22 protein-coding genes and 1 pseudogene are annotated in these 22,465 nt (G+C 40.7%); 19 read left to right on the forward strand and 4 right to left on the reverse strand.

What is annotated here, in order from left to right; genetic code table 11:
• The first annotated feature begins 47 nt into the window (after window positions 1–47).
• The 5 genes from HT574_RS20410 to HT574_RS04245 all read left to right on the forward strand — a co-directional run bounded on the left by HT574_RS20410 (window position 48) and on the right by HT574_RS04245 (window position 7,482).
• The gene (locus tag HT574_RS20410) at window positions 48–473 is read left to right on the forward strand and encodes an enoyl-CoA hydratase/isomerase family protein (RefSeq protein ID WP_254698556.1); all 426 of its coding nucleotides are present in this window, start codon (window positions 48–50) and stop codon (window positions 471–473) included.
• A gap of 401 nt (window positions 474–874) precedes the next feature.
• Window positions 875–2,485, forward strand: coding sequence for a PucR family transcriptional regulator (locus HT574_RS04230; protein WP_175243570.1), 1,611 nt, complete (start codon window positions 875–877; stop codon window positions 2,483–2,485).
• 196 nt (window positions 2,486–2,681) lie between these two features.
• Entirely contained in the window at window positions 2,682–4,148 is a 1,467-nt protein-coding gene (locus tag HT574_RS04235; protein WP_175243790.1) for a CoA-acylating methylmalonate-semialdehyde dehydrogenase, read from the forward strand.
• 126 nt (window positions 4,149–4,274) lie between these two features.
• Entirely contained in the window at window positions 4,275–5,627 is a 1,353-nt protein-coding gene (locus tag HT574_RS04240; RefSeq protein WP_081162663.1) for an aspartate aminotransferase family protein, read from the forward strand.
• A gap of 649 nt (window positions 5,628–6,276) precedes the next feature.
• Window positions 6,277–7,482: a trans-sulfuration enzyme family protein gene (locus HT574_RS04245; RefSeq protein ID WP_175243571.1), complete on the forward strand. Its 1,206-nt coding sequence runs from the start codon at window positions 6,277–6,279 to the stop codon at window positions 7,480–7,482.
• A gap of 221 nt (window positions 7,483–7,703) precedes the next feature.
• Here the strand turns inward: HT574_RS04245 and HT574_RS04250 are convergent, their stop codons facing one another.
• Window positions 7,704–7,991 (reverse strand): hypothetical protein, encoded by a 288-nt coding sequence (locus HT574_RS04250; RefSeq protein ID WP_042411371.1) that lies wholly within the window; start codon window positions 7,989–7,991, stop codon window positions 7,704–7,706.
• Window positions 7,992–8,262: 271 nt separating this feature from the next.
• A complete protein-coding gene (locus tag HT574_RS04255) occupies window positions 8,263–9,567 on the reverse strand; it encodes an acetamidase/formamidase family protein (RefSeq protein ID WP_175243572.1) in 1,305 nt (434 codons plus the stop codon).
• A gap of 185 nt (window positions 9,568–9,752) precedes the next feature.
• On the opposite strand from HT574_RS04255, the gene HT574_RS04260 reads away from it, so the two are divergent.
• The 7 genes and pseudogenes from HT574_RS04260 (at window position 9,753) to dhaM (ending at window position 14,726) form a co-directional block, all read left to right on the forward strand.
• Window positions 9,753–9,980, forward strand: a complete 228-nt coding sequence (locus HT574_RS04260; protein WP_175243029.1) for a hypothetical protein — start codon at window positions 9,753–9,755, stop codon at window positions 9,978–9,980.
• Window positions 9,961–10,095: a hypothetical protein gene (locus HT574_RS20175; RefSeq protein WP_256410083.1), complete on the forward strand. Its 135-nt coding sequence runs from the start codon at window positions 9,961–9,963 to the stop codon at window positions 10,093–10,095. Before HT574_RS04260 ends, HT574_RS20175 begins: the two co-directional genes overlap by 20 nt.
• Window positions 10,065–10,928: pseudogene (locus tag HT574_RS04265) on the forward strand (amidase); the annotation flags it as partial. The gene HT574_RS20175 and the pseudogene HT574_RS04265, both read left to right, overlap by 31 nt.
• A gap of 378 nt (window positions 10,929–11,306) precedes the next feature.
• On the forward strand, window positions 11,307–12,299 hold the full coding sequence (locus HT574_RS04270; RefSeq protein WP_017437707.1) for an NADPH:quinone oxidoreductase family protein: 993 nt from the start codon (window positions 11,307–11,309) through the stop codon (window positions 12,297–12,299).
• A 376-nt stretch (window positions 12,300–12,675) separates the two neighbouring features.
• Complete coding sequence (dhaK, locus tag HT574_RS04275) at window positions 12,676–13,671, forward strand: dihydroxyacetone kinase subunit DhaK (protein ID WP_175243791.1); 996 nt, start codon at window positions 12,676–12,678, stop codon at window positions 13,669–13,671.
• Between the two features lie 20 nt (window positions 13,672–13,691).
• Entirely contained in the window at window positions 13,692–14,306 is a 615-nt protein-coding gene (dhaL, locus tag HT574_RS04280; RefSeq protein ID WP_175243573.1) for a dihydroxyacetone kinase subunit DhaL, read from the forward strand.
• Between the two features lie 15 nt (window positions 14,307–14,321).
• The gene (gene dhaM, locus HT574_RS04285) at window positions 14,322–14,726 is read left to right on the forward strand and encodes a dihydroxyacetone kinase phosphoryl donor subunit DhaM (RefSeq protein WP_175243574.1); all 405 of its coding nucleotides are present in this window, start codon (window positions 14,322–14,324) and stop codon (window positions 14,724–14,726) included.
• Between the two features lie 88 nt (window positions 14,727–14,814).
• On the opposite strand, the gene HT574_RS20415 is transcribed toward dhaM, so the two are convergent.
• Both HT574_RS20415 and HT574_RS20420 read right to left on the reverse strand, forming a co-directional pair.
• Entirely contained in the window at window positions 14,815–15,054 is a 240-nt protein-coding gene (locus HT574_RS20415; protein WP_375154085.1) for a DDE-type integrase/transposase/recombinase, read from the reverse strand.
• A 157-nt stretch (window positions 15,055–15,211) separates the two neighbouring features.
• Entirely contained in the window at window positions 15,212–15,418 is a 207-nt protein-coding gene (locus tag HT574_RS20420; RefSeq protein ID WP_375154086.1) for a helix-turn-helix domain-containing protein, read from the reverse strand.
• 263 nt (window positions 15,419–15,681) lie between these two features.
• Here HT574_RS20420 and HT574_RS04300 point away from each other — a divergent pair, with 263 nt between their 5' ends.
• The 7 genes from HT574_RS04300 (at window position 15,682) to HT574_RS04330 (ending at window position 22,418) form a co-directional block, all read left to right on the forward strand.
• Complete coding sequence (locus HT574_RS04300) at window positions 15,682–17,760, forward strand: BglG family transcription antiterminator (RefSeq protein ID WP_175243576.1); 2,079 nt, start codon at window positions 15,682–15,684, stop codon at window positions 17,758–17,760.
• A 32-nt stretch (window positions 17,761–17,792) separates the two neighbouring features.
• The gene (locus HT574_RS04305; protein WP_175243577.1) at window positions 17,793–18,260 is read left to right on the forward strand and encodes a PTS sugar transporter subunit IIA; all 468 of its coding nucleotides are present in this window, start codon (window positions 17,793–17,795) and stop codon (window positions 18,258–18,260) included.
• A 14-nt stretch (window positions 18,261–18,274) separates the two neighbouring features.
• On the forward strand, window positions 18,275–18,559 hold the full coding sequence (locus HT574_RS04310) for a PTS sugar transporter subunit IIB (protein WP_175243578.1): 285 nt from the start codon (window positions 18,275–18,277) through the stop codon (window positions 18,557–18,559).
• A gap of 95 nt (window positions 18,560–18,654) precedes the next feature.
• Entirely contained in the window at window positions 18,655–19,917 is a 1,263-nt protein-coding gene (locus HT574_RS04315) for a PTS galactitol transporter subunit IIC (protein ID WP_175243579.1), read from the forward strand.
• A gap of 63 nt (window positions 19,918–19,980) precedes the next feature.
• Complete coding sequence (locus HT574_RS04320; protein WP_175243580.1) at window positions 19,981–21,012, forward strand: zinc-binding dehydrogenase; 1,032 nt, start codon at window positions 19,981–19,983, stop codon at window positions 21,010–21,012.
• Between the two features lie 132 nt (window positions 21,013–21,144).
• On the forward strand, window positions 21,145–21,339 hold the full coding sequence (locus HT574_RS04325) for a hypothetical protein (protein WP_061580377.1): 195 nt from the start codon (window positions 21,145–21,147) through the stop codon (window positions 21,337–21,339).
• 26 nt (window positions 21,340–21,365) lie between these two features.
• Window positions 21,366–22,418, forward strand: a complete 1,053-nt coding sequence (locus HT574_RS04330; RefSeq protein WP_175243581.1) for a galactitol-1-phosphate 5-dehydrogenase — start codon at window positions 21,366–21,368, stop codon at window positions 22,416–22,418.
• Window positions 22,419–22,465: the final 47 nt, after the last annotated feature.

The raw sequence follows: 22,465 nt of genomic DNA on the forward strand, positions 1-22,465 counted from the left end.
TAGTATTGCTGCAATCACCATCGACAATCCTCCTGTCAATGTAATGGATGCAATTGTCTCATGCAGTCGATGAAATAAAAGCTAATGCTGCTGTGAAAACGGTTATCCTTACAGGTGCAGGTGAGAAAGTTTTTGTCGCCGGTGGGGATATTAAATCGTTTCCTGACTGGATGGGAAAAGGAATCGAAGAAGCAAAACAAAAAATCGTTATGGCCTCAAGCTCCTTCTTTCGGAAAAATGGCGCTCGCTGCGTTGGAATAGGCTCCGTTTCCATCGGATCTGGCAGGCAAGAGATCGAAGAGGTTCTCGCCCTTTACCGGCAAAGCGAGGGCTTACCATTGCCACGAAAGTCGACAATGTGTCTTGGCGCATTTTTAGGCCGTTGCATTTTAAAAAATGCAACAGGCCAAAAATGCGTTTTATTTTTGCCTCCTTCCCAATTACGCTCCTTCCTTTGCCTCACCTCATTATAATTTTTGCTTGTTAGGCGCGTAAGGGTCTGCGCTCTTTCGGACGGTTGATACTGCGTTCCACACCTTTCTACCCACCTTCGCACAAAAATTCCCTCCTTCTCAAACAAGGGAAGGAGGTCTAGAAGATGAAAGAGAAGGCGTTGTCATCGCTTTTATCCTAATCGCAGCAGCCATCTTCCTCTTTTGGACGTCACATTTCATCCCGAAAAAACTTAATCTACGGAATCATCACAGCAATACTGGTTATCTACTTCATCGTCGAAATTATCAGATTCAACTTCTAATGAAGTGAAGTGATGAACCACTCCTTTTTTTGCTTTAAGAAGGAAAAAAGAACAATATACTGAATATTATTATTATATTCAAATTATCTGTTGCACAAAGGAGGAAAAGAGAAGTGTATGAAAACTTCCAAATTAACCGTTTCCGATATTTTGAAAAGGAAACATTTTGAACATATTCAAATTGCAGCAGGGCATCAAGGTTTGAATCGCACGGTGAAATGGGTGCACGTTGTGGAAGTGACAAAAATTAATAAGCTATTGAAGGGAAAAGAACTGATCCTATCCACTGGAGTAGGATGGAAGGAAAATAAATCGTTGTTTCTATCTTTTGTGCAACAACTCATTGAATGTGATGCGTCCGGATTATGTATTGAAATGGGAACTTATGCTTCTTCCATTCCACAAGAGATTATTAACTTAGCAAACGAACACCACTTTCCCATCATTCTCTTTCTCAAAGAAGTTCCATTCGTCGAAATCACCCAAGATATCCACACCTATTTAATTAACCAGCACTATCAGATCATTTCCACCCTAGAGTCGTATTCACAAGAATTAAACAAGAAATTGTTATCGATTGATCATTATGATGAGATTTTAAAATTTCTACATGATTATTTAGGTCATCAAGTCATTTTTCGGATCAATGGAAAAGAGGTAGAGTTAGTACCGAAATATGTGCAACAATCTAAAGAAGAACAGCAATGGTTTGATCCTACGCTTCATCCACAGCAAAAGACAGCCTCACAGTCCATCCGAATCTTCGGGAATGAATATGCGGAATTATCCATTGTTTCCATCGATAAAGAAATTAGCGAATTGGATCTTCTCATTTTGGATCGAACGGCTACGGCCCTTGCCCAACATTTATTGCGGGATTTATATGTAGAGGAAAAAAAGCGGGTGCAAGAAAATGAATGGTTAAAGAGCTGGTTAGAAGGAGAGCATACGAGTGAAGCTATTGTCGACTATTTAACAGACCATGAAGCAGAATTAAAACCAAAAGGCGGATTTGTAAGTATTTTTAGATTCAAATCATCCAAACAATACTCCAACTTAGATATTACTTATTTCAAATTATTGTGCCGGACTATTTTTGAGCAACAGGGATTCTCCACGTTTCCCGTTGATTTTCGCAATAGCGTTGTGTTTATTATGGTGAATAAGCGTGACATAAAAACATGGAAAAATCGTATGAAGATAGGAATTAAATATTTGATGGAATCCGATTTTGCGAATAAGAAAAGAATACCGAACTTTCTCATCGGAGTCGGGAAATTTGCGGAAAACCTCTCCCATATGGACAAAAGTTATCGCACGGCTTTAGAAACCATTAAAATTCGAAACCAACTTGGAGAAAAAGCAAATAGCTATTTTTACGAGGATTTACATATATATCGAATTATTTCGCTTATTCATAAATATAGCGATTTGCAAGAGGTGGTAAAGGAATATTTAGAACCTGTTATTCAATATGATAAAAAATACAATGGAAAGCTGATGGAAACATTAAAGGTGTATTTGGCGTGCAACGGTTCGAAAAAAGAAACGGCCAAAAGATTGTTTGTCGTTAGACAAACGCTTTATCACCGTATCCAAAAACTAGAAAAATTATTGGGTGACGATTTTATGAATCCGGAGAAACGGTTAGCTATTGAATTTATGATCAAAGCATACGAATATTTAATGCCAAATAACAAAGCGCAATATGTACAAAATGACAAATAAGGCTCTTCTACAGAAGTAGAGGAGCTTTATTTCTTATGTATTTGTTGCTGTTCAACAAAGGAGCCTAGTCATATTGTGGAATGAACGCATTTATATTTTTTACATTTTGTCTAATGAAGGAGATTGGAAATTAAGAGATAATTTTCTTAAAGTTAAATAATTCGAAATAGCCCGACATAAAAAAGGAGGTTTTATGATGACGGTGACAAAGAACGAAACAACGATTTTGAAAAACTTTATTAATGGACAATGGGTAGAATCAAGCGGGACAGAAACATTGGAAGTGCCGAATCCGGCGACAGGGGAAGTATTGGCGCGGGTTCCGATTTCGACGAAAGAAGATGTAGACAGAGCCGTTCAAGCGGCCAAAAAAGCATTTGAAACATGGAAAAACACACCGGTTCCTAAGCGGGCGCGGATTATGTTTACCTTTCATCATTTATTGAACGAGCATCGCGAAGAATTAGCAAAGCTTGTCGTTCAAGAGAACGGAAAGGCCTATAAAGAAGCGCATGGGGAGATTCAAAGGGGCATTGAGTGCGTGGAATTTGCCGCGGGCGCTCCAACATTAATGATGGGAGAGTCACTATCGGGGATTGCGGAAGGTATCGATTCCGAAATGTTCCGTTATCCTTTAGGAGTAGTCGCTGGAATTACACCATTTAATTTTCCGATGATGGTGCCTCTTTGGATGTTTCCGTTGGCGATTGCTTGCGGGAATACGTTCGTATTAAAGCCATCTGAAAGAACACCGATTTTAGCCAATAAACTAGCTGAGTTGTTTACACAGGCTGGGGCGCCAGAAGGAGTGCTTAATATCGTTCATGGGGCGCATGATGTCGTTAATGCCCTCATCGACCACGAGGATATTAGAGCCATTTCTTTTGTTGGTTCACAACCTGTTGCCAAGTATGTATATGAGCGTGCCGCTGCACAAGGCAAACGTGTACAAGCGCTTTCCGGAGCGAAAAACCATCATATCGTCATGCCTGATGCGGATATAGAGACAGCGGTGCAGCACGTGATCAGTTCCGCTTTTGGAAGTGCAGGGCAGCGTTGTATGGCATGCAGCGCAGTTGTCGTGGTCGGCGACAATGAACAGTTTGTAAAATTGCTAAAGCAAAAGGCAGATGAGCTTATTATCGGAAATGGCATGGATCCAGAAGTACTTTTAACCCCAGTTATTCGTCAATCCCACCGCGAAAAAGTATTAGGCTACATTCAAAAAGGGATTGAAGAAGGAGCAGTACTGATTCGGGATGGACGCAAAGAAATGGATGAAATGCCAGAAGGCAACTTCCTTGGACCAACGATTTTTGATCATGTCACACCAGATATGACGATTGCCAAAGAAGAGATTTTTGCTCCTGTTCTTAGCTTGCTGCGTGCCAAAGATTTGGACGAAGCGCTTGAATATATTCGCAAATCCCGGTACGGAAACGGTGCGACCATTTATACGAAAGATGCGAAGGCTGTCCGGAAATTCCGAGAAGAAGCGGATGCGGGAATGTTGGGAATCAATGTGGGTGTACCGGCAACGATGGCATTCTTCCCGTTCTCCGGCTGGAAGGATTCATTTTATGGGGATCTCCATGTAAACGGAAAAGATGGAGTGAACTTCTATACACGCAAAAAAATGATTACTTCTCGATTCGATTTTTAACAACATTTTGTACGAAGTTTTATTAAGCTGAGCAAGAACAGGTTTACTTACTCGGGAACCCCTCCGTTTTGAAACGAAGTCTAGGCGGAAGGGAGTTTACTTTACCATAGAAAGAAGGGAAGAGAAATGGTTCAGGTTCATCAAAGCGAGCAATGGCTTGCGAAAGATAGTCAATATATATGGCATTCGATGAAGCCGTATAATCCGGATGCGACACTAGTGGTGACAGAAGCGAAAGGATGTTGGGTTACCGACCATACAGGAAAAAAATATTTAGATGCGATGGCGGGATTATGGTGTGTGAATGTAGGATATGGACGTGAGGAATTAGCGGAAGCAGCTTACGAACAGCTAAAAAAACTTGCGTACTTTCCGCTTACTCAAAGTCATGTGCCGGCCATTCAGCTTGGTGAGAAATTAAATGAGCTGCTTGGGGACGAATATGTTATTTTCTTTTCCAACAGCGGCTCTGAAGCCAATGAAACCGCCTTTAAAATCGCAAGGCAATATCATCAACAAAGAGGAGAGTATAACCGATATAAAATTATTTCCCGCTATCGGGCATACCATGGCAATTCGATGGGAGCTCTTGCCGCAACGGGACAGGCACAACGGAAATATAAATATGAACCGCTTGCGCCAGGGTTTATTCATGTGCCACCTCCAGACAGCTATCGTGACAATGATCAAGCGGAAAATCCGCGAGATTTACGGTCCGTTAAGGTAATCGACGATGTGATGACATGGGAGTTGAGCGAAACTATTGCGGCGGTAATCATGGAACCGATTATCACTGGAGGGGGAGTGCTAATACCGCCGGAAGGATATATGAAAGCCGTAAAAGAAGTGTGCGAAAAACACGGCGCCTTGTTAATTGTCGATGAAGTGATTTGTGGATTTGGCCGGACAGGCAAACCGTTTGGATTCATGAACTATGGGGTAAAGCCAGATATTATTACGATGGCAAAAGGAATTACAAGCGCGTACTTGCCGTTATCGGCGACCGCTGTTAGAAAGGAGATTTATGAGGCGTTTAAAGGAACGGAAGAATATGACTATTTCCGTCATGTTAACACGTTTGGCGGCCATCCTGCAGCATGCGCTTTGGCATTAAAAAATATTGAAATTATGGAAAGGGAAAATTTATTTGCGCGTTCGAAGGAAGCAGGCGACCGACTGTTAAATGAATTAAAAAATAAACTGCAAGACCACCCTTATGTTGGCGATGTGCGCGGAAAAGGCTTGCTCATTGGAATTGAACTAGTAGCTGACAAAGACACGAAAGAGCCTCTAGATGTTTCGCTTGTTAATAAAGTGATTGGCATTTGCAAAGAAAACGGCCTGATTATTGGGAAAAACGGCACGACTGTTGCGGGATACAACAATGTGCTAACATTATCGCCACCATTGAATATAGAAGACAGCGATCTCTCGTTCCTGGTAAATACGTTAACCGACGCATTATGGAAAATTAAATAAGGAAATACGGATGATGTCAAGGCCGATTCATTTTTGGCATTAACAATTTTACGGTAAACATGGGAAGAAAACTAAATTACAAATAACAAAAAATGCAGGCAGAAAATAAGGGGAGTTCCTTTTCCTATTTAATCAGTCTGATTGAAGGAAAGGAACTCCTCTGATCATTTTAAAGTTTAAAGTATATGACGTTTTTAAACCTGTATGAGTTCTAACACAGAAAACCCTTCTCTTTTATATTTAGTTATGAATTTTTTGTAAAATCATATAAATTTAAAAAGAGAAGTAACTTTTATAGTTAGTAACTCTATTAAAGCGATAGGTTTACTTTTTTTAAAAAAATTATATATAATATCTATTAAGTTCTGAAATAAACAAAAGTTCTGTCTGTTACAAAAATAAATCCATACAAATCAAAAGCAAAGAGAAAAAAGAGGTTTATAGACAAGCTAGCATACATAAATTTTTTCATCGATCATTTCATCATGTAATCGTTGAGAGAAGTGTAAGAATCTTTTGGAAATCAGGACAATCAGGATGAGGCTAAATTCTTTGCCATAGAGATTGATTTTTATGATCGGCACCAACTTGTTTTTATCAAGAGCACTTGTCTAGCCGAGTATCTAGAAAAGCAAAGGAGAGAGAGTAGATGGACAAACGTGATAACCGTGAAGAGCTGAATCTTGAAGAGCTCCGAACCGAAACATTGGTTGTGCATGGCGATGATTGGGTAACCAATGATAGAACGGTGGCTCCGGCAATTTATTACACAGCTACGTTTCGTGCGCATAACTCCAGTGAATTTGCGGAAATGGCGGGAACACCCCGTCATGCCCGGTATTACACACGTTACGGGAATCCGGTGCATGAGCGCGTAGCGAAGATTATGGCTGAGCTGGAAGGAACAGAAACCGCAATGGTAACGGGCTCCGGGATGGGGGCAATTGCTACGACCATTCTAGCTCTAGTCAGTGCAGGAGATCATGTGATTGCACAGACGCGGCATTATATGAGTACCGCCAAGATCATGGATGAGATGCTGCCGCGATTTGGCGTGGAAGTGACTCTGGTCGAACAAGCGGACATCAACGCTTTTGCGGAAGCGATACGGCCTAACACAAAGCTCATCATGGTGGAGACGCCAGCTAATCCAACTTTGGTGTTGACGGACTTGGCTGCTGTGGCGGACCTGGCGCGCCCGCATGGAATTATCGTTGCGGCCGATAACACGTTTGCATCGCCGATCAATCAGCGTCCTCACGATCTGGGTGTCGATATCGTCATTCACAGCGCAACAAAATATTTGGGTGGGCACCATGATTTGACAGCTGGTGTCATCTGCACCAGCGAGGAGTTGGCCGAGCGTATTTGGCACACGCATATTTCCATCGGCTCTGTCCTCTCGCCGATGGATGCATGGCTATTATTGCGCGGTCTGCGTACGCTTCCGATACGGATGGAACGCATTAATGCCAACGCCTTAGCTTTGGCTGAGTTTTTGGAGCAGCAGCCACAGGTAGAGCGTGTATATTATCCTGGCCTTCCTAGCCATCCGCAACATGAGTTGGCAAAACGTCAGATGCGGGGGTTCGGAGCAGTCATTGCCTTTGCCATTAAAGGCGGTTATGAAGAAACTCAGCGGTTCGTTTCTGCATTGAAACTGCCGCCAAACGCGGTGAGTCTGGGCGGGGTCGACTCCCTTGTGGTACACACAGCGGCGATGTGGGAAGGAGTGATGACCGAGGAGCAAATGCGGACCGCTGGGATTCCGTCTAATTTCGTGAGATTCTCGGTCGGAATAGAACATATCGATGATCTGAAAGCAGATGTATGGCAGGCGTTGCAGGTAGTTTAAGGGCTTCTTGAAGTGAGTATTGGATCACGATCGGCAGTGAAGAATGGAAATGAAATGATAATGTGCATTGTGACGATAAAAGAATATGTGTTTTCACGAAAAATGGCGAACAGTACACATTACTGTTCGCCATTTTTGAGGGAGTAAAATGGCAAGTAAAGGGGATTTTCATGGTACTTGCCATATAAAGTAAAGGCCGTATTACGACCTAAGTAATGGATTTATTGAAAAAGATCTTTATGTTTTATTTCAAGTGTTTGCCGCAGTTCGGAAAGGGAAGGGGTTTTCGTCTTGAATGTATATGTGTCTAAACAAATGAGCGAATAGTCGTCGCCCGGGTCAAAAACAACGGTGACGATTTCTTCCGTCCCACAGTCGATTTGCTGAAACGTATCGATGTCCTGCGGCTGAACGTCCAACTTGTTGTATTTTTCCCGAATCACATAGTATCCTTCCTTCAGTTGCTCGGCAAACAAGGTTTCCGTGCCAATCAATTCATGCACGATCATTGCCCGCGCCTCCTGTCTTGTGAAATACTTCTCAATCTCACTATACTACAAAACCGCGGCAATTGTAATCGGTTTGGATTCATATTCGAAAAGTTGTCACGTTTAAAGGCGCTTTTTGGGCACAATATTGGAAAAATTAGGCCAGCTCTCTTTCTGTAGAGAGCCGGCTGTTTTATAGCGTGAATGATGATCTCGACAAGATTTTGTCGATAGCCATGTTTTTGTGCCAAAGGGCATCGCTTTCCGCTACATATCTATTTCATCATATCGTTCATTCCAAAACATCGCGATATTGATCGCGCACTAACGTTGTAAGGCCAATCTCGTCCAAATAATGGACAGGGCATAAAAAGGTGACGGTTACAACCCCTGGATGTCTGCCAATTTCGATCGCTCCCGTGATCGTTGCACGGTTCATCACTTCAGGAACGGAAATGCCTAGCACTTTTGCTGCTCGCTGCAGACCGTTTTCCGTTGCTTCATTCAGGTTTGCGCCTGTTCCGATAAAGGAAATCGGAAGGGATTCCTCCAGCTTTCTCACGCCCCATGTTTGCGCGAGATCAAGTGCGATCTCTTTTTCTTTTTTCGTTATTGGTTTTGCTAAATATGGAAGGTCTTCTGCGACAGGCAAAAGAATTGGACCATCGATCGTCAGTCCTTTGATGACTTTGACTTGAAGGGTTACGATGCCGGCAACATCGGTAGTATGTCCCGCAATTTCCCCGTCTCCTTGCATGGCGTGCATATCACCGAGATAAACGCCGCCGCCACGCACTTTCACAGGGCAGATTAAAACGGCGCCTTCCCGAACGCGGTTAATATCCATATGTCCGTCTGTACGGTTTTCAAGCTGCACTTTTGTAATTCCGTATTCATGCGGGGCGTCGATCAGAAACTGCCCGAAGTCGCCTGCGTTGTGCGAGTCCGGAAACGGCTGCGCAGGCGTTGTGCCAAGCTGTCCAAGGAAAGGACGAAGTCTGGCGACGGTTCCGACTAAATCGTGAGGCGCAAAAGTGACGATCGGGTTTTGCACCGAGTTGTCAGGCGTTGTCATGTAATAGCGCCCTTGTTGGGCAATATGTTCTGCCGCTTCTTTATGCAGCGTGATGCCGACTCTTTTATTGGAATCAAACGCCATCGTATAGCCGCTCGTAAACACAAATGGGGTGACGTCCGCGCCGCAATTGGCGCAACGAATTGCTTCCGGGCCTATTCCTTCTATTTTTGTTTCTGGATACATCGTTCCGCATTGTGGGCATTTCACGGCGACAAAAGGATCTCCAACAAATCTTCCTTGCATTGGCTTATCATTTCCGGAGGATGTAGCGATGGAAGTGACGCGAATCGATTTAATTTTAATGGCGATCGCATCTCCCACTTCTGCCCCTTCCACGAAAACAGGTTTTGTGACTTCATGGCCGCCGCGAATACAAGGAGTGATCATCGGTCCCCAGCATCCAGGAGTTGTATTGGCGACAATATACCCGCCATCTTGCACAGGACCGAGCATTTCGCCGTTAGGATCTAAAATCCCGTTCGTAAATTCGTTGACAAATACGGTTTGTTTCGCTTCCATAAGCTTCCCTTTCCTTTCATGCTAAAATATCTTTCTATTAAATTCTATTAAAAATTATAAGAGATAATAGTAAACGGTTTCAAAGAAATAGACTGATAATTCTTGAAAATTTAACTTAATAACTGAGCTAATCGGATATTAATAAAAATATAATATTACGAATGTTGTTAATTTTGTGAATAGTAGTGTATAATTTAATTTTAGGAGTGGGGAAAATAAATGAAAAAAGTATAAAAATGGTATTACAAGAAAAAGGGATTAAAGTGTCTGAATGGGAACTAGTGTTGCTAGAACATCAATGGAAAGCGCTTCAACAATTAAAAAAAGGAATCGAGACACTAAAATTAAATGATGCCGATATTGGCATTACTCATCATCCAGGAGGTGTGTATCGTGGGAAAGTGGTTAAATGAGAAAACGATCTCCGAACTTGCGCCGCTTGTAAAAAATAAGGAAATTTCTCCTGTGGAGATCGTTAACGACGTACTGGAACAAATCCTTCCTCTTTTTGCGGCATTGTCGGCTTAAAGCCTACCCATGGATTAGTGAGCAAATACGGTTGTTTTCCGCTCGCGTGGCCGTTGGATCACATCGGTCCGATGACGAAAACGGTGGAAGATGCTGCTTATATTTTGGAAGCGATTGCAGGATATGACCCAAAAGACCCGACCTCTATCGATGCCCCTACAGCCAGATATTCCTCGCAATTAACAGAGTCCATAAAAGGTGTAAAAATCGGTATAGAACCATATTTCTTTGACAGTGTGGACGTGGAAGTGGAAAAGGCGGTGAAAAATGCCATTTCATCGCTGGAGCGGGAAGGTGCTGTCGTTGAAACGGTACGAATTCCAACATTGCGGTATGCGCAATACGCGGAAATGATTACGATTATCTCGGAAGCTAGCGCTATTCATCACCAAAATTTAGTAGAAAGAGAAGAGGATTTTGGTGACGATGTCCGCTTTCTATTGAAGCTTGGAGAAATACCATCCGCTGTGGACTACTTGCAAGCACAGCAAATCCGCTTAAAGCTGGGTCGCGAATTGGTGGAGACATTCAATAAGGTAGACGTTCTCATTACCCCAACACTTCCGTTACTGCCTCCGAAAATCGGGCAAGATACGGTATTGTTAAACGGGAAAGAAGTGAATTTTCTTGACCATATTATCCGTTTTACAGGACTGTTCAACTTGACAGGCTTGCCGGCGGTAACGGTGCCGTGCGGTTTTGCTCAAGGTCTTCCTGTAGGCATGCAAATAGTCGGCCCGGCTTTCGGGGAAGTGAAAATATTAAACGTTGCCGATGTATTTGAGAAATTGCATCCAGAGCTAAAACAAAACCCGATTGCCCTGAGACAGTAAAAACGGCCTTCCCTTTCCGATCGGAGAGGGAAGGTTTTGGATGGACGGATATCTCCGAATAACGTGAAGCAGGAAATTGGCATGTTCAATATTTTTGTAATTTGTTCAGTCTTATATCGATACGTTAGCGAAATGTGAGGTATGGCTAGACCGCTCGCGTGATATTTTCCGCTTGTACACGTTACATTCATTGAAAAAACGCATAATTTTGTTGGCGGAACGGCGAGGTTCTTGTTTAGACGTAATCTTCTTGGCCAAACTATTGAGATTCAAACGATGTGATACAAAACGCTTTGGACAACAAAATGTTTTGACCAGCCGGAATAATTTTGCTATCGTAAAGTCAAGGATATGGAAAAATTTTGAGGGGGATGTTTTGTGAGCGAATTCAAGGCGTTAGTGGTAAATAAAACGGAAACAGATTTTACCGTCAATGTACAAGCTGTTTCCATGGATGACCTTCCAGAAGGAGATGTCCTAATAAAAGTCCAATATTCCAGCGTCAACTATAAAGACGGATTGGCGTGCATTCCCGATGGCAAAATTGTAAAGACGTATCCGTTTATCCCGGGGATTGATTTAGCAGGTATTGTTGCTTCTTCGAGCGATCCGCGTTTTAAAGAAGGGGACGAAGTCATTGCGACTGGTTATGAAATTGGGGTGACGCATTACGGAGGGTACAGTGAATACGCCCGTATTCCTGGGGATTGGCTCGTCCCGCTTCCAAAAGGATTGACATTAAAAGAAGCAATGGCGCTGGGAACGGCAGGGTTTACTGCGGCATTGTCGATTCACCGTTTGGAGGAAAACGGTCTGTCTCCGGAAAAAGGAAAGGTGCTTGTTACTGGGGCAACCGGCGGTGTGGGCAGTTTGGCAGTTTCGATGCTGGCAAAACGGGGCTATGAAGTAGTCGCGAGCACAGGCAAAGAAACAGAACACGAATATTTGCGTGAGCTTGGCGCGAAAGAAATTCTTTCCCGTGAAGATGTATGTGCCGAAAAGATCCGTCCGTTAGATAAACAACATTGGGCAGCGGCCGTTGACCCTGTCGGCGGCAGAACGTTGGCGACAGTGCTAAGCCGTATTCAATATGGCGGTGCTGTAGCAGTCAGTGGGCTGACAGGCGGCACGGACGTTCCAACCACCGTTTTCCCATTTATTCTTCGCGGCGTTAGTTTACTAGGCATTGATTCCGTTTATTGCCCGATGGAGTTGCGAAAACAAATTTGGGAACGAATGGCCAGCGATTTAAAACCTGATAAACTATTAGAATCGATTGCGCAGGAAGTTACTCTTGAACAGCTTCCTGAAGCCTTATCGAATATTTTAAAGGGTAAACTGCGCGGCAGAACGGTGGTAAAACTGTCATAATGCAATCGGAAAAATTCATTATGACAAGCATGTTTTTGTTTCCCCTATCTCGAGAATACAGATAGGGGATTTTTTGTGTGGAAATGTGATCGATACATATTATCTGCTCTTTCTTATTCAGCCAAAGTTTTAGCGCAATGTATTTGTCTTTTTTAAGCTGTCCTCATAAATGATGTCGTGTCCTCCATTTTCTGTATTTAACATAACAGTAAAAAATATTTTTATTATTCGGTGTTTGCTAAGATTCTTCTAGTTTTCAGGTAGCAAAGAAATTAACGTTTTTTAGTTTGACATACAAAATTTAGAAAGAATGGTCGCTATTTATGGTAGAATGTAAGAAGAGAAAAGCGATCCAATCATACAGGGGGAGAGAATGATGAAAAAACTAATTAACGATCCAAATCGAGTCGTCAACGATATGCTAGAAGGAATGGTCGCAGCTTATCCAAATCGGCTGAGACGGCTGCCGGGTACGAATGTGATTGTGAGAAATGACGCTCCAGTAAAAGGGAAAGTTGGTGTTGTAAGCGGCGGCGGCAGCGGACATGAACCAGCGCATGCGGGCTATGTTGGCAAAGGAATGTTAGACGCGGGGGTATGCGGGGAAGTATTCACCTCGCCGACACCTGACCAAGTGCTAGAGGCGATCAAAGCGGCCGATAGCGGGAAAGGTGTATTGCTTATCATTAAAAATTACACGGGAGACGTGATGAATTTCGAAATGGCTGCGGAGTTGGCCGAAGCAGAAGGCATTAACGTCGCGAAGGTGATTGTGAATGACGATGTCGCGGTGGAAGACAGCACGTTTACGACAGGACGGCGCGGCATCGCGGGAACGGTGTTCGTGCATAAAATTGCAGGAGCGCTGGCGGAGCGCGGCGCATCGCTTGAAGAAGTCGAGGCGGCGGCGAAAAAGGTGGTGCAAAACGTTCGTTCCATGGGAATGGCGCTTACTCCGTGCACCGTGCCGGCAGCGGGAAAACCTGGCTTTGAACTTGGAGAAAACGAAATCGAAGTCGGCATCGGTATTCACGGTGAACCAGGAATTGAAAAAACCACGATCAAAACAGCGGACGAAGTTGCAGAAACGCTGCTTGACAAAATTTTGGATGACATGAAACTAGAAAAAGGCGATCGCGTTGCAGTGATGATTAACGGGCTTGGTGCGACACCGTTAATGGAATTATATATTGTCAACAAGAAAGTTTCGAAGATATTAGAAGAAAAACAAATTCACATCTATGAAACATTTGTCGGAGAATATATGACCTCTCTGGAAATGGCCGGCTGTTCGATATCGCTGTTAAAATTGGATGATTCCTTGATCGAATTGTTAGATGCGCCTGCGGATACGATTGCGTTGAAAAAATAAAAGGGAGAGGGGAAATCAGCATGGCGTTTGGCGTGGAACAGGCAAAACGATGGATGAGCATCGCAAACGATCACATTCAGCAACAAAAACAATATTTAACGGAGCTCGATCAAGCGATCGGTGACGGCGACCATGGGCTGAACATGGCGCGGGGATTTCAAGAAGTAGTTGAAAAAATTGCTTCTGCCAATTACGAAGACCTCGGCTTGCTTTTTAAAGACGTAAGCATGACGCTAATCGCGAAAGTAGGCGGAGCTTCGGGACCGCTATACGGCACTGCTTTTTTGAAAATGTCGCTGGTGCTAGCGGGAAAAAAGGAAGCGGATGATAAAGAACTGATCGCCGCGTTAGAAGCGGCGTTAAGCGGAATCAAAGCGCGTGGAAAAGCAAAGGTCGGCGAGAAAACGATGGTGGACGTATGGGAGCCGGTCATGGAATTTTTGCGGGAGAAAGAAAGCTTGCAAGCGAAAGAAGCGGCGCTGCTTGCGAAAGAAAAAATGGAACATACAAAAGAACTCGAGGCGAAAAAAGGGCGTGCCGCTTATTTAGGAAAGCGATCGGTTGGCCATATCGATCCAGGTTCGGCTTCTTCGCATTTATTGTTTGCTGCTTTAGCGGAAGCGCTGGAAGGATAAAGGAGAGAGCGATTCATGAAGTATGTCAGCCTTGTATTAATTTCGCATAGCGAGGAAATTGTAAGCGGTTTAAAGAAACTATTAAATCAAGTCCAGCCTGATGTCAGCATCGCCGTTGCAGGAGGGAATGACGGAGAGATTGGAACGAACGCTTTCCGCATCAAAGAAGCGATTGAGTCTGTTTATTCGGAAAAAGGGGTTGTCATTCTGTTTGACCTTGGAAGCGCTTTGATGAACGCGGAACTAGCAATGGAGATGCTAGAGAAAACGGATCACATCGCTATCGCCGATGCTCCATTGGTGGAAGGAGCGTATATCGCCGCCGTAGAAGCAGGATTGGGCAAATCGCTTGATGAAGTCGTCCGCGCGTGTGAACAGGCGAAACAAATGGTGAAGGTGGTGCGTTCAGAGGCTGAATGAGCGAACCATGGCATAATGGAAAACGATAATAGATGTAATTCTGGACCATTTGTTTTACAATAAAGTTAGAAAGATTTTGCTTTTCTTGTTAATAGAATGTTTCAGCCTTTAATGAGGAATGAAACGATTCTATCACGGCATTATCATGGCAGTTTCCTTTGAGGGACATGCTTATGGTAATGCCTTTTTCTTTGGCTAAATGCTGAAAAGCATAAGACGTATACACCGTCCCTTGATCGTTATGGAGTAACACTTGTTTCGGTTGTCGCTCTTTTTCGACCATTTCTAGTGCCTTTAACACTAACTGAACATCTTGTCGGTCACTGATTTAATCGGCAATAATCTCATTATTGTATAAATTCATAATGATAGTTGACAAGTAAAACATCGAAGTACCAAACGGCAAATAAGTAATATCCGTTACCCACTTTCCATTTGGTTGAGAAGCGGTAAAATCACGGTTTAAACAACTCGGTACGATGATTTTACTTTCTCCATTGATCCAGTTTTGACGTTTTTTTCTTCACACGGCATTGAAGCTTCCGTTTTTGCATGATTTTTTGTACAGTTTTGCAATTGAATTTGGTTCCATATTGAAGCCGTAGAATTTCTTTTACCTTGCGATGACCGTAATGATAATGATTCTTTACACAGATTTCTTGAATCAACCCAATTACGAGGGATACGATCATAATTTCCAATTTGGTTATCGATTGCAATGTTTGACGAGGTGTTCCCTCTTTTAGAAGGAATTATTGGTATAAATTGATTAACTATCTCTGTCAGAAACGCCTTATTTTGCAGGATATTAGTGATTGACAAGATAATTATTAGAATATTTCTTTTTTAATAGCAAATCACAATTTTGTATTACAAAAATTCAAAAAAAGGAATGAAAGCGTATCCATGAATTAGTTTACTAGCGCTACAATAAGTGTAGAGAAAGGAGGATATAATGATACTGGATGGAAGAAGCATCCATCTCTTAAGAGAGGTGATTAGGAATCCGAATATTAGCAGCAAAGAATTAGAAAAGAAGTACCAGTTAAGCCGTAGGCAGATTGGGTATAGTTTTGAGAAAATAAATATGTGGCTAAGAAGCAAAAATATGAATGAAATTGAAAGAACGAAAAGCGGCTATTTTCTTATCGATAAAACCTTAAAATCTAAGCTTAATCTAGAACTTAATTTAGACGAAGAGTTTGGTTATGAGAATTTAAACGAATTATCCAAAATGCAACGAGTAAACATAATTTTGCTTATGTTATTAAGCAAAACGGAAGAACTTTCATTAGTTCATTTTACTAGTGAATTAAGAGTAAGCAAAAATACTGCAATAGATGACTTAAAACAAGTAAAGAAGCTTGTTAACGGCTTTGATCTTGAGCTTCGTTACTCACGAAGATACGGCTATCTAATAGAAGGAAAAGAGTTCAACATTCGAAAATTATTGATATCGACAATATACAAGATTTTGAAAATGGATCGTGGAATCGAAAGAGTAAGACAAATTGCTCAGTTATCTGATGAAGAAATAGCAGAATTTAGAAATAGAATTGAAAAGGTGGAAAAATCGTTAAACTTAAAATTTACCGATGAGAAAATCGAGGTAATGCCTTATATTTTGCTCCTTGTTCTAAGAAGGATTAGTCAAGGGATGAAAATTGACTCACCTTATATAAATTATAAGGAAATTGCAGATACAAAAGAATACTTAGCAACAGAAGAAATTCTCCGTGATTTCAAAGAAGTTCCAGAAGAGGAACGCCTCTTTATCACACTTCATTTACTCACAACCAATGTGCATTGGTCAAAAGGATTAACTGAGGAAACCATTCCTGATTTGGTGTCAGCGTTGGATGAGATGCTGATACTTTTTGAAAAAAATACATGCATTTTTTTAAAAGATAGGGATCAGTTGCTTCAAAAGTTGCTTCTTCATATGAAGCCAGCGTATTACCGAATAAAGTATAATTTAACAGAAGTTAATGATATGTATGAAATTGTTAAAATTGTTAACCGTGATTTTAAAGAGCTTCATCATTTAGTGAAAAAGTCTATTCAACCGTTAGTTGATTTAATTGGATGTGACATTCCAGAAAGCGAAACTGTTTATTTAACGATGTTAATTGGGGGATGGCTTACACGCCAAGGAGAAAATATAAGCAAAAGAATGAAAGCAGTTGTCGTCTGCCCTAAAGGTGTTTCCATTTCTCGATTGATGTTCAGCACGCTAAGAGAATTGTTTCCGGAGTTTATATTTTTAGACTCATTATCAATTAGAGAATTCCAAGAATATCCAATAGACTACGATATTGTATTTGCACCGGTGTTTTTGGAAACACCAAAAAAATTTTTTCTAGTTAACTCCTTTCTCGGATACGAAGAGAAAAAAAGACTACGCAAACAAGTGATGCACGAATTATACGGATATGTGCCAAATGAATTAAATGTAGATGGTATATTGGAAATTATCGAAAAACATTGTGTGATTAAGGATAGAAAAAATTTATCAAAACAGTTACTAGAGTACATTAGTCAAGACCGTTCGCCAGAGTTAAATTATGGATTTAGTACGAAAAACCCGGATTTATGTGAATTAATAACACCGTCAACGATTACTTTGCGACATTCTGTTAATACTTGGGAGGAAGCAATTAAAATTGCCTCACGACCTCTGCTAAAAAGTAACAGCATTACACAGCAATATATAGAATCTATGATTCAGCGCTGTCATTCTGATCCATATATTGTAGTTGGTCCGAATACAGCTATTCCACATGCAGCACCAGATGAAGGAGTTAATGAACTTTCTATGAGTTTACTTCGGTTAAGAAAGGGTGTAACCTTTGCAACTGACTATTCAATTCAGCTAGTGATTGTTATCGCAGCATTGGACAAAGACCGCCATCTTCGGGCGCTAATGCAGTTGATGAAACTAGTGAGAAATGATCACGACCGCCAACAAATCATAAATGCAAGATCTGTTTATGAGGTACACGAAATCATCAAAAAATATGCAGTCGATCAATAATGTATGTTTAGAAATATCGAGGTGATAAATAAATGTGTGAAATATATTTTGATGAGTCATTAATCTTGAAGGATGTAAATGTGAATAATAGAGAAGAATTATTAAAGATCATGGCCATAAATCTGTTTGAAAAAGGATTAGTAAAAGAAAGCTTTATTGAAGCTGTTATTGAGAGAGAAAAAAACTCTGCTACTGGTCTTCCTACCAATGGCGTTTCTGTTGCTATTCCTCATACAGATTCAGAGCATGTAAATAAAAATGCCATAAGTGTGGCGATATTAAAGGAACCGGTGAAATTTGGGGTTATGGGAGAAAGAAGCGCAGAAACTCCTGTTCAAATAGTATTTATGCTTGCAATAAATAAGGAAGATTCTCATCTCGTTCTTCTCCAAAAACTAATGGGAATATTTCAAAATGAAGAGGAATTGCAGTTTCTAATGTCAGAAGAAAACAGGACAAATATAAAAAATCGCTTAGCTAATAATTTACAAATACTATAGAAGGAGAGATTAACATGAAGAAAAAACAAGTATTAGTAGCATGTGGAACAGGAATTGCGACATCTACAATTGTGAATAAAGCGATAGAAGATCTTTGCAAAGAAAACAATATTGAATGTGACATTGTTCAAATTAAGATTACTGAAGTAGGTTCGTATGTCGATACAGCTGATCTGTTAGTTACTACAACTATTGTTCAAAATGAATACCCATTCCCTGTAATCAATGCACGAGCGTTTTTAACGGGGATTGGATTAGAAGAAGTGAAAAAAGAAATTTTGGAATATTTAAAAAATTAACTAATAGAAATTTCACATAACAAATTCGGATTCCATGATTTCTGCATGGAATCCAAAAGTTAATATTCGAAGGTATTAAAATGGGGGATTAAATTATGAAGGAATTTGTTGATGCATTGAAGGCGTTTTTAGATTTGGGTGCAACTGTTATCTTGCCAGTTGTTATTTTCCTGCTTGGTTTGTTATTTGGTCAAAAACCCGGAAAAGCTTTTAGAGCAGGTCTAACAATAGGAGTGGCATTCGTTGGAATTTTCTTAGTAGTCGATTTACTTGTAAGTAATTTGGGCCCAGCTGCCCAAGGAATGGTTGAAAGATTTGGAATTAAATTGAATGTTATCGATGTCGGTTGGCCAGCGGCAGCTTCTATTTCATGGGCTTCTCCGATTGCAGCGTTTATTATACCACTTGGTCTATTATTAAATGTCTTAATGCTTATTACCAAAACAACTAAAACGATGAACGTGGATATTTGGAACTTTTGGCATTATACATTTATGGGAGCTATTGTATATGTTTTAACAGATAGCATGATCCAAGCACTAATCGCTGCACTTTTATTCCAAATTGTGTGTTTAAAAATTGCCGATTGGACAGCACCAATGTTGGAAAATTACTTTGGGTTACCAGGTATTTCCGTTGCTACTGGAAGCACAGTTTCTTATGCAGTATTAGGGATTCCGATGGTGAAATTGATGCAAAAAATTCCTGGTGTTAAAAAATTGAATGCAGATCCTGAAACAATCCAAAAAAAATTCGGAATATTTGGAGAACCAATTTTCATGGGACTAATTCTTGGTTTAGCTTTAGGTTTACTTGCCGGTTATTCCGTTGGCAAAACGATTAAAATTGGTATGTCGATGGCAGCGGTTATGGTTCTTATGCCTAGAATGGTGAAGATTTTAATGGAAGGTCTCATGCCTATTTCAGAATCAGCACGTGAATTACTTCAAAAGAAATTTGGTGCTCAAAATATTTATATTGGGCTAGATGCCGCTGTCGCGATTGGTCATCCGGCAGTCATTTCAACAGCGTTAATTCTTGTTCCGATAACAGTGGCATTAGCTGTAATCTTGCCGGGCAATAATGTGCTTCCTTTCGGTGACTTAGCAACGATTCCTTTTATTGTCGCATTTATCGTTGGTGCTTCGCGAGGGAATATAGTTCATTCCGTGATTGTCGGTACTGTTATGATTGCTTTATCACTTTACATGGCAACAGATCTTGCAACACTTCATACACAAATGGCAACTGATGCTAAATTCCATATGCCTAAAGGTGCAAGCAAAATATCCAGTATCGACCAAGGTGGTAACTTAATTAACTATATAATTTATAAACTTTTTGCTCTCATAAACTAATGAAACTGAATAGATTTTTAGGCTCCTTCTGTTTCCTTATCATAGAGTATAAGGAGGACAAAAATGAAAGCGTTAGTCAAAAAAGAATTAGGTTTTGGTAACCTAGAAATTATAGATATTGAAGAGCCGGAAGTAGGAAAAGATCAAGTCAAAATATTAGTGAAATATAGTGGGATATGTGGTACTGACATTCACACGTACGAAGGTAATTATAAAGTAAAGGCACCTGTTATTTTGGGCCATGAATTTTCAGGGGAAATAGTTGAGGTCGGTGAAAACGTAACAGAATTTAAGCCAGGGGATAGAGTAACGTCAGAAACAACTTTCTATATTTGTGGAGAATGCATTTATTGTAAAACAGGTGATTACAATTTATGTAGCAGTAGAAAAGGGTTAGGAACGCAGCAAAATGGCAGCTTTGCTAAGTATGTAATTGCTAGAAAAGAAAGCGTTCATAAGCTTCCTAAACAAGTAGATTATGTATCTGCTGCTATGACTGAACCGCTTGCTTGTGCGCATCATGCGGTGACTAAAGCAACAATTAAGGAAGGAGATGTTGTTGTCGTTTTAGGACCTGGCCCAATTGGGTTACTTGTTGCTCAAGTAGTAAAAACTTATGGAGCGACTGTTATTATTACTGGTTTATCTGCTGATAAACTTCGTCTGGAAAAAGCCGAAGAATTGGGAATTGATTATGCTGTTAATATTCAAGAAGAAGACATAAACCATATCGTAAAAAGTTTAACAGATGGATATGGTGCTGATGTTGTCTTTGAATGTGCAGGAGCTGTTTCAGCGGTGAATATGGGGCTAGATTTATTGAAAAAGAAAGGGCAGTTTATACAGGTAGGTATTTTTGCAAAATCTGAGATTCCTATTAATTCAGAAAAGATTATTCAAAAAGAAATTACGATGATTGGATCTAGAAGCCAAAAACCTGCTGATTGGGAGCCAGCATTAGCTTTGATGAATGAAAAGAAAGTAAATGCCAAAGCACTTGTTACGCATCAATTTACAATTGATCAATGGGACGAAGCGTATAGGGTAATTAAAAATGGAGAAGCCATCAAAGTACTGTTAACACCTGTTGATTGATCTTTAAATAAAGAAGCAGTTTCCTTGGATAAGCGTAACTTATATAAAATCCAAAGAGCTATTCAAAAAATAAGAAAGCGCTTTCTGTGACTGCCCAGAAGTTAAATTAAAAATAAAAGGCGGTCGGAATTTATGATTGAAAAAATTCTTGATTTTGTGTTTGGATCATATGGGAGAATGGTTGGAGATTTTTATGTTGAGCATCAGTTGTTAATTAACACCATTGTTGTCGGTATAGCGTTAGCCTCTAAATTTTATTTAAAACAAAGAAAGCCATCTACCCAATCAAATCTTTCTGTTGAGGCTGCGGAATCTAATGAAATATAAGCAGAGTAGGAAGGAAGTAAAAATGAATGAGGGCATTAAAGTTATATGGAAAAAGAGATTTGCGATACGAGGAAGCCGAGGAACCGTTTATTGAAAAAAATGATGAGGTCATTATAAAAGTAAAGGTGGCAGGCATTTGTGGCTCTGACTTATCTAGATATGCTAAGTTAGGTCCATATATTGAAGGAATGGTATGGGGACATGAGTTTAGCGGTGAAGTAGTTGCAATCGGCTCTGACGTTCATCATGTTAAAATCGGGGACCGTGTGGCTGCATGCCCTGCACTTTATTGTGGAAAGTGTGAAAGCTGTAAAAAAGGATTGCTATCACAATGTAAAGAATTAACAGTAATTGGAGCTAGACATCCTGGAGCATTTGCAGAGTATGTAAAGCTTCCTGGAGAAAATGTAATTTCTATACCGGAAACAATTGACTTTGATTCTGCGGCATTTATAGAACCTTCAGCTGTAGTGGCACATGGATTTTACCGAACTAGAATACATCCTGGCGCAGATGTTGCAGTAATGGGGTGCGGGAGTATTGGCTTATTAGCTGTTCAGTGGGCAAAAATTTTCGGTGCTAGTAAAGTTTATGCGATCGATATTGATAGTAAGAAATTAAATATTGCAAAAGAAGTTGGTGCGGATGTTGTTATTCATTCAGCTGAAAAATCAGCTTATGAACATTTAATGGAACTAACTGATGGAAATGGGGTTGATTTAGTTATTGAATCAGCCGGTTCTCCTATTACATCTGCTCAAGTGTTTGCGTTAGCCAAAAAAGGAGGACAAGTTTTGTTTTTAGGTATCCCATACTCGGATGTAAACATCGAACGATTTTATTTTGAAAAAATTGTAAGAAATGAATTAACTGTGCTAGGATCTTGGAATGCTATCTCAGCTCCATTCCCTGGAAGAGAGTGGAACACAACAATCGAATGTATGAGTAAGGGATTGATTAATGTAAGGCCATTAATAACTCACCGTGTTCCTCTTTCACAGGGACCAGAGATTTTTGAAAGAATAATAAATAAAAACGGATTTTTTGGGAAAGTTTTGTTCTATCCTGAAATACAATAAAATGAACAATGAAAAAGTCGGTACCCATATTAGTTTGGGTACCGACT

Source organism: Parageobacillus sp. VR-IP (assembly GCF_013357975.1).
Lineage (GTDB): Bacteria > Bacillota > Bacilli > Bacillales > Anoxybacillaceae > Saccharococcus > Saccharococcus caldoxylosilyticus.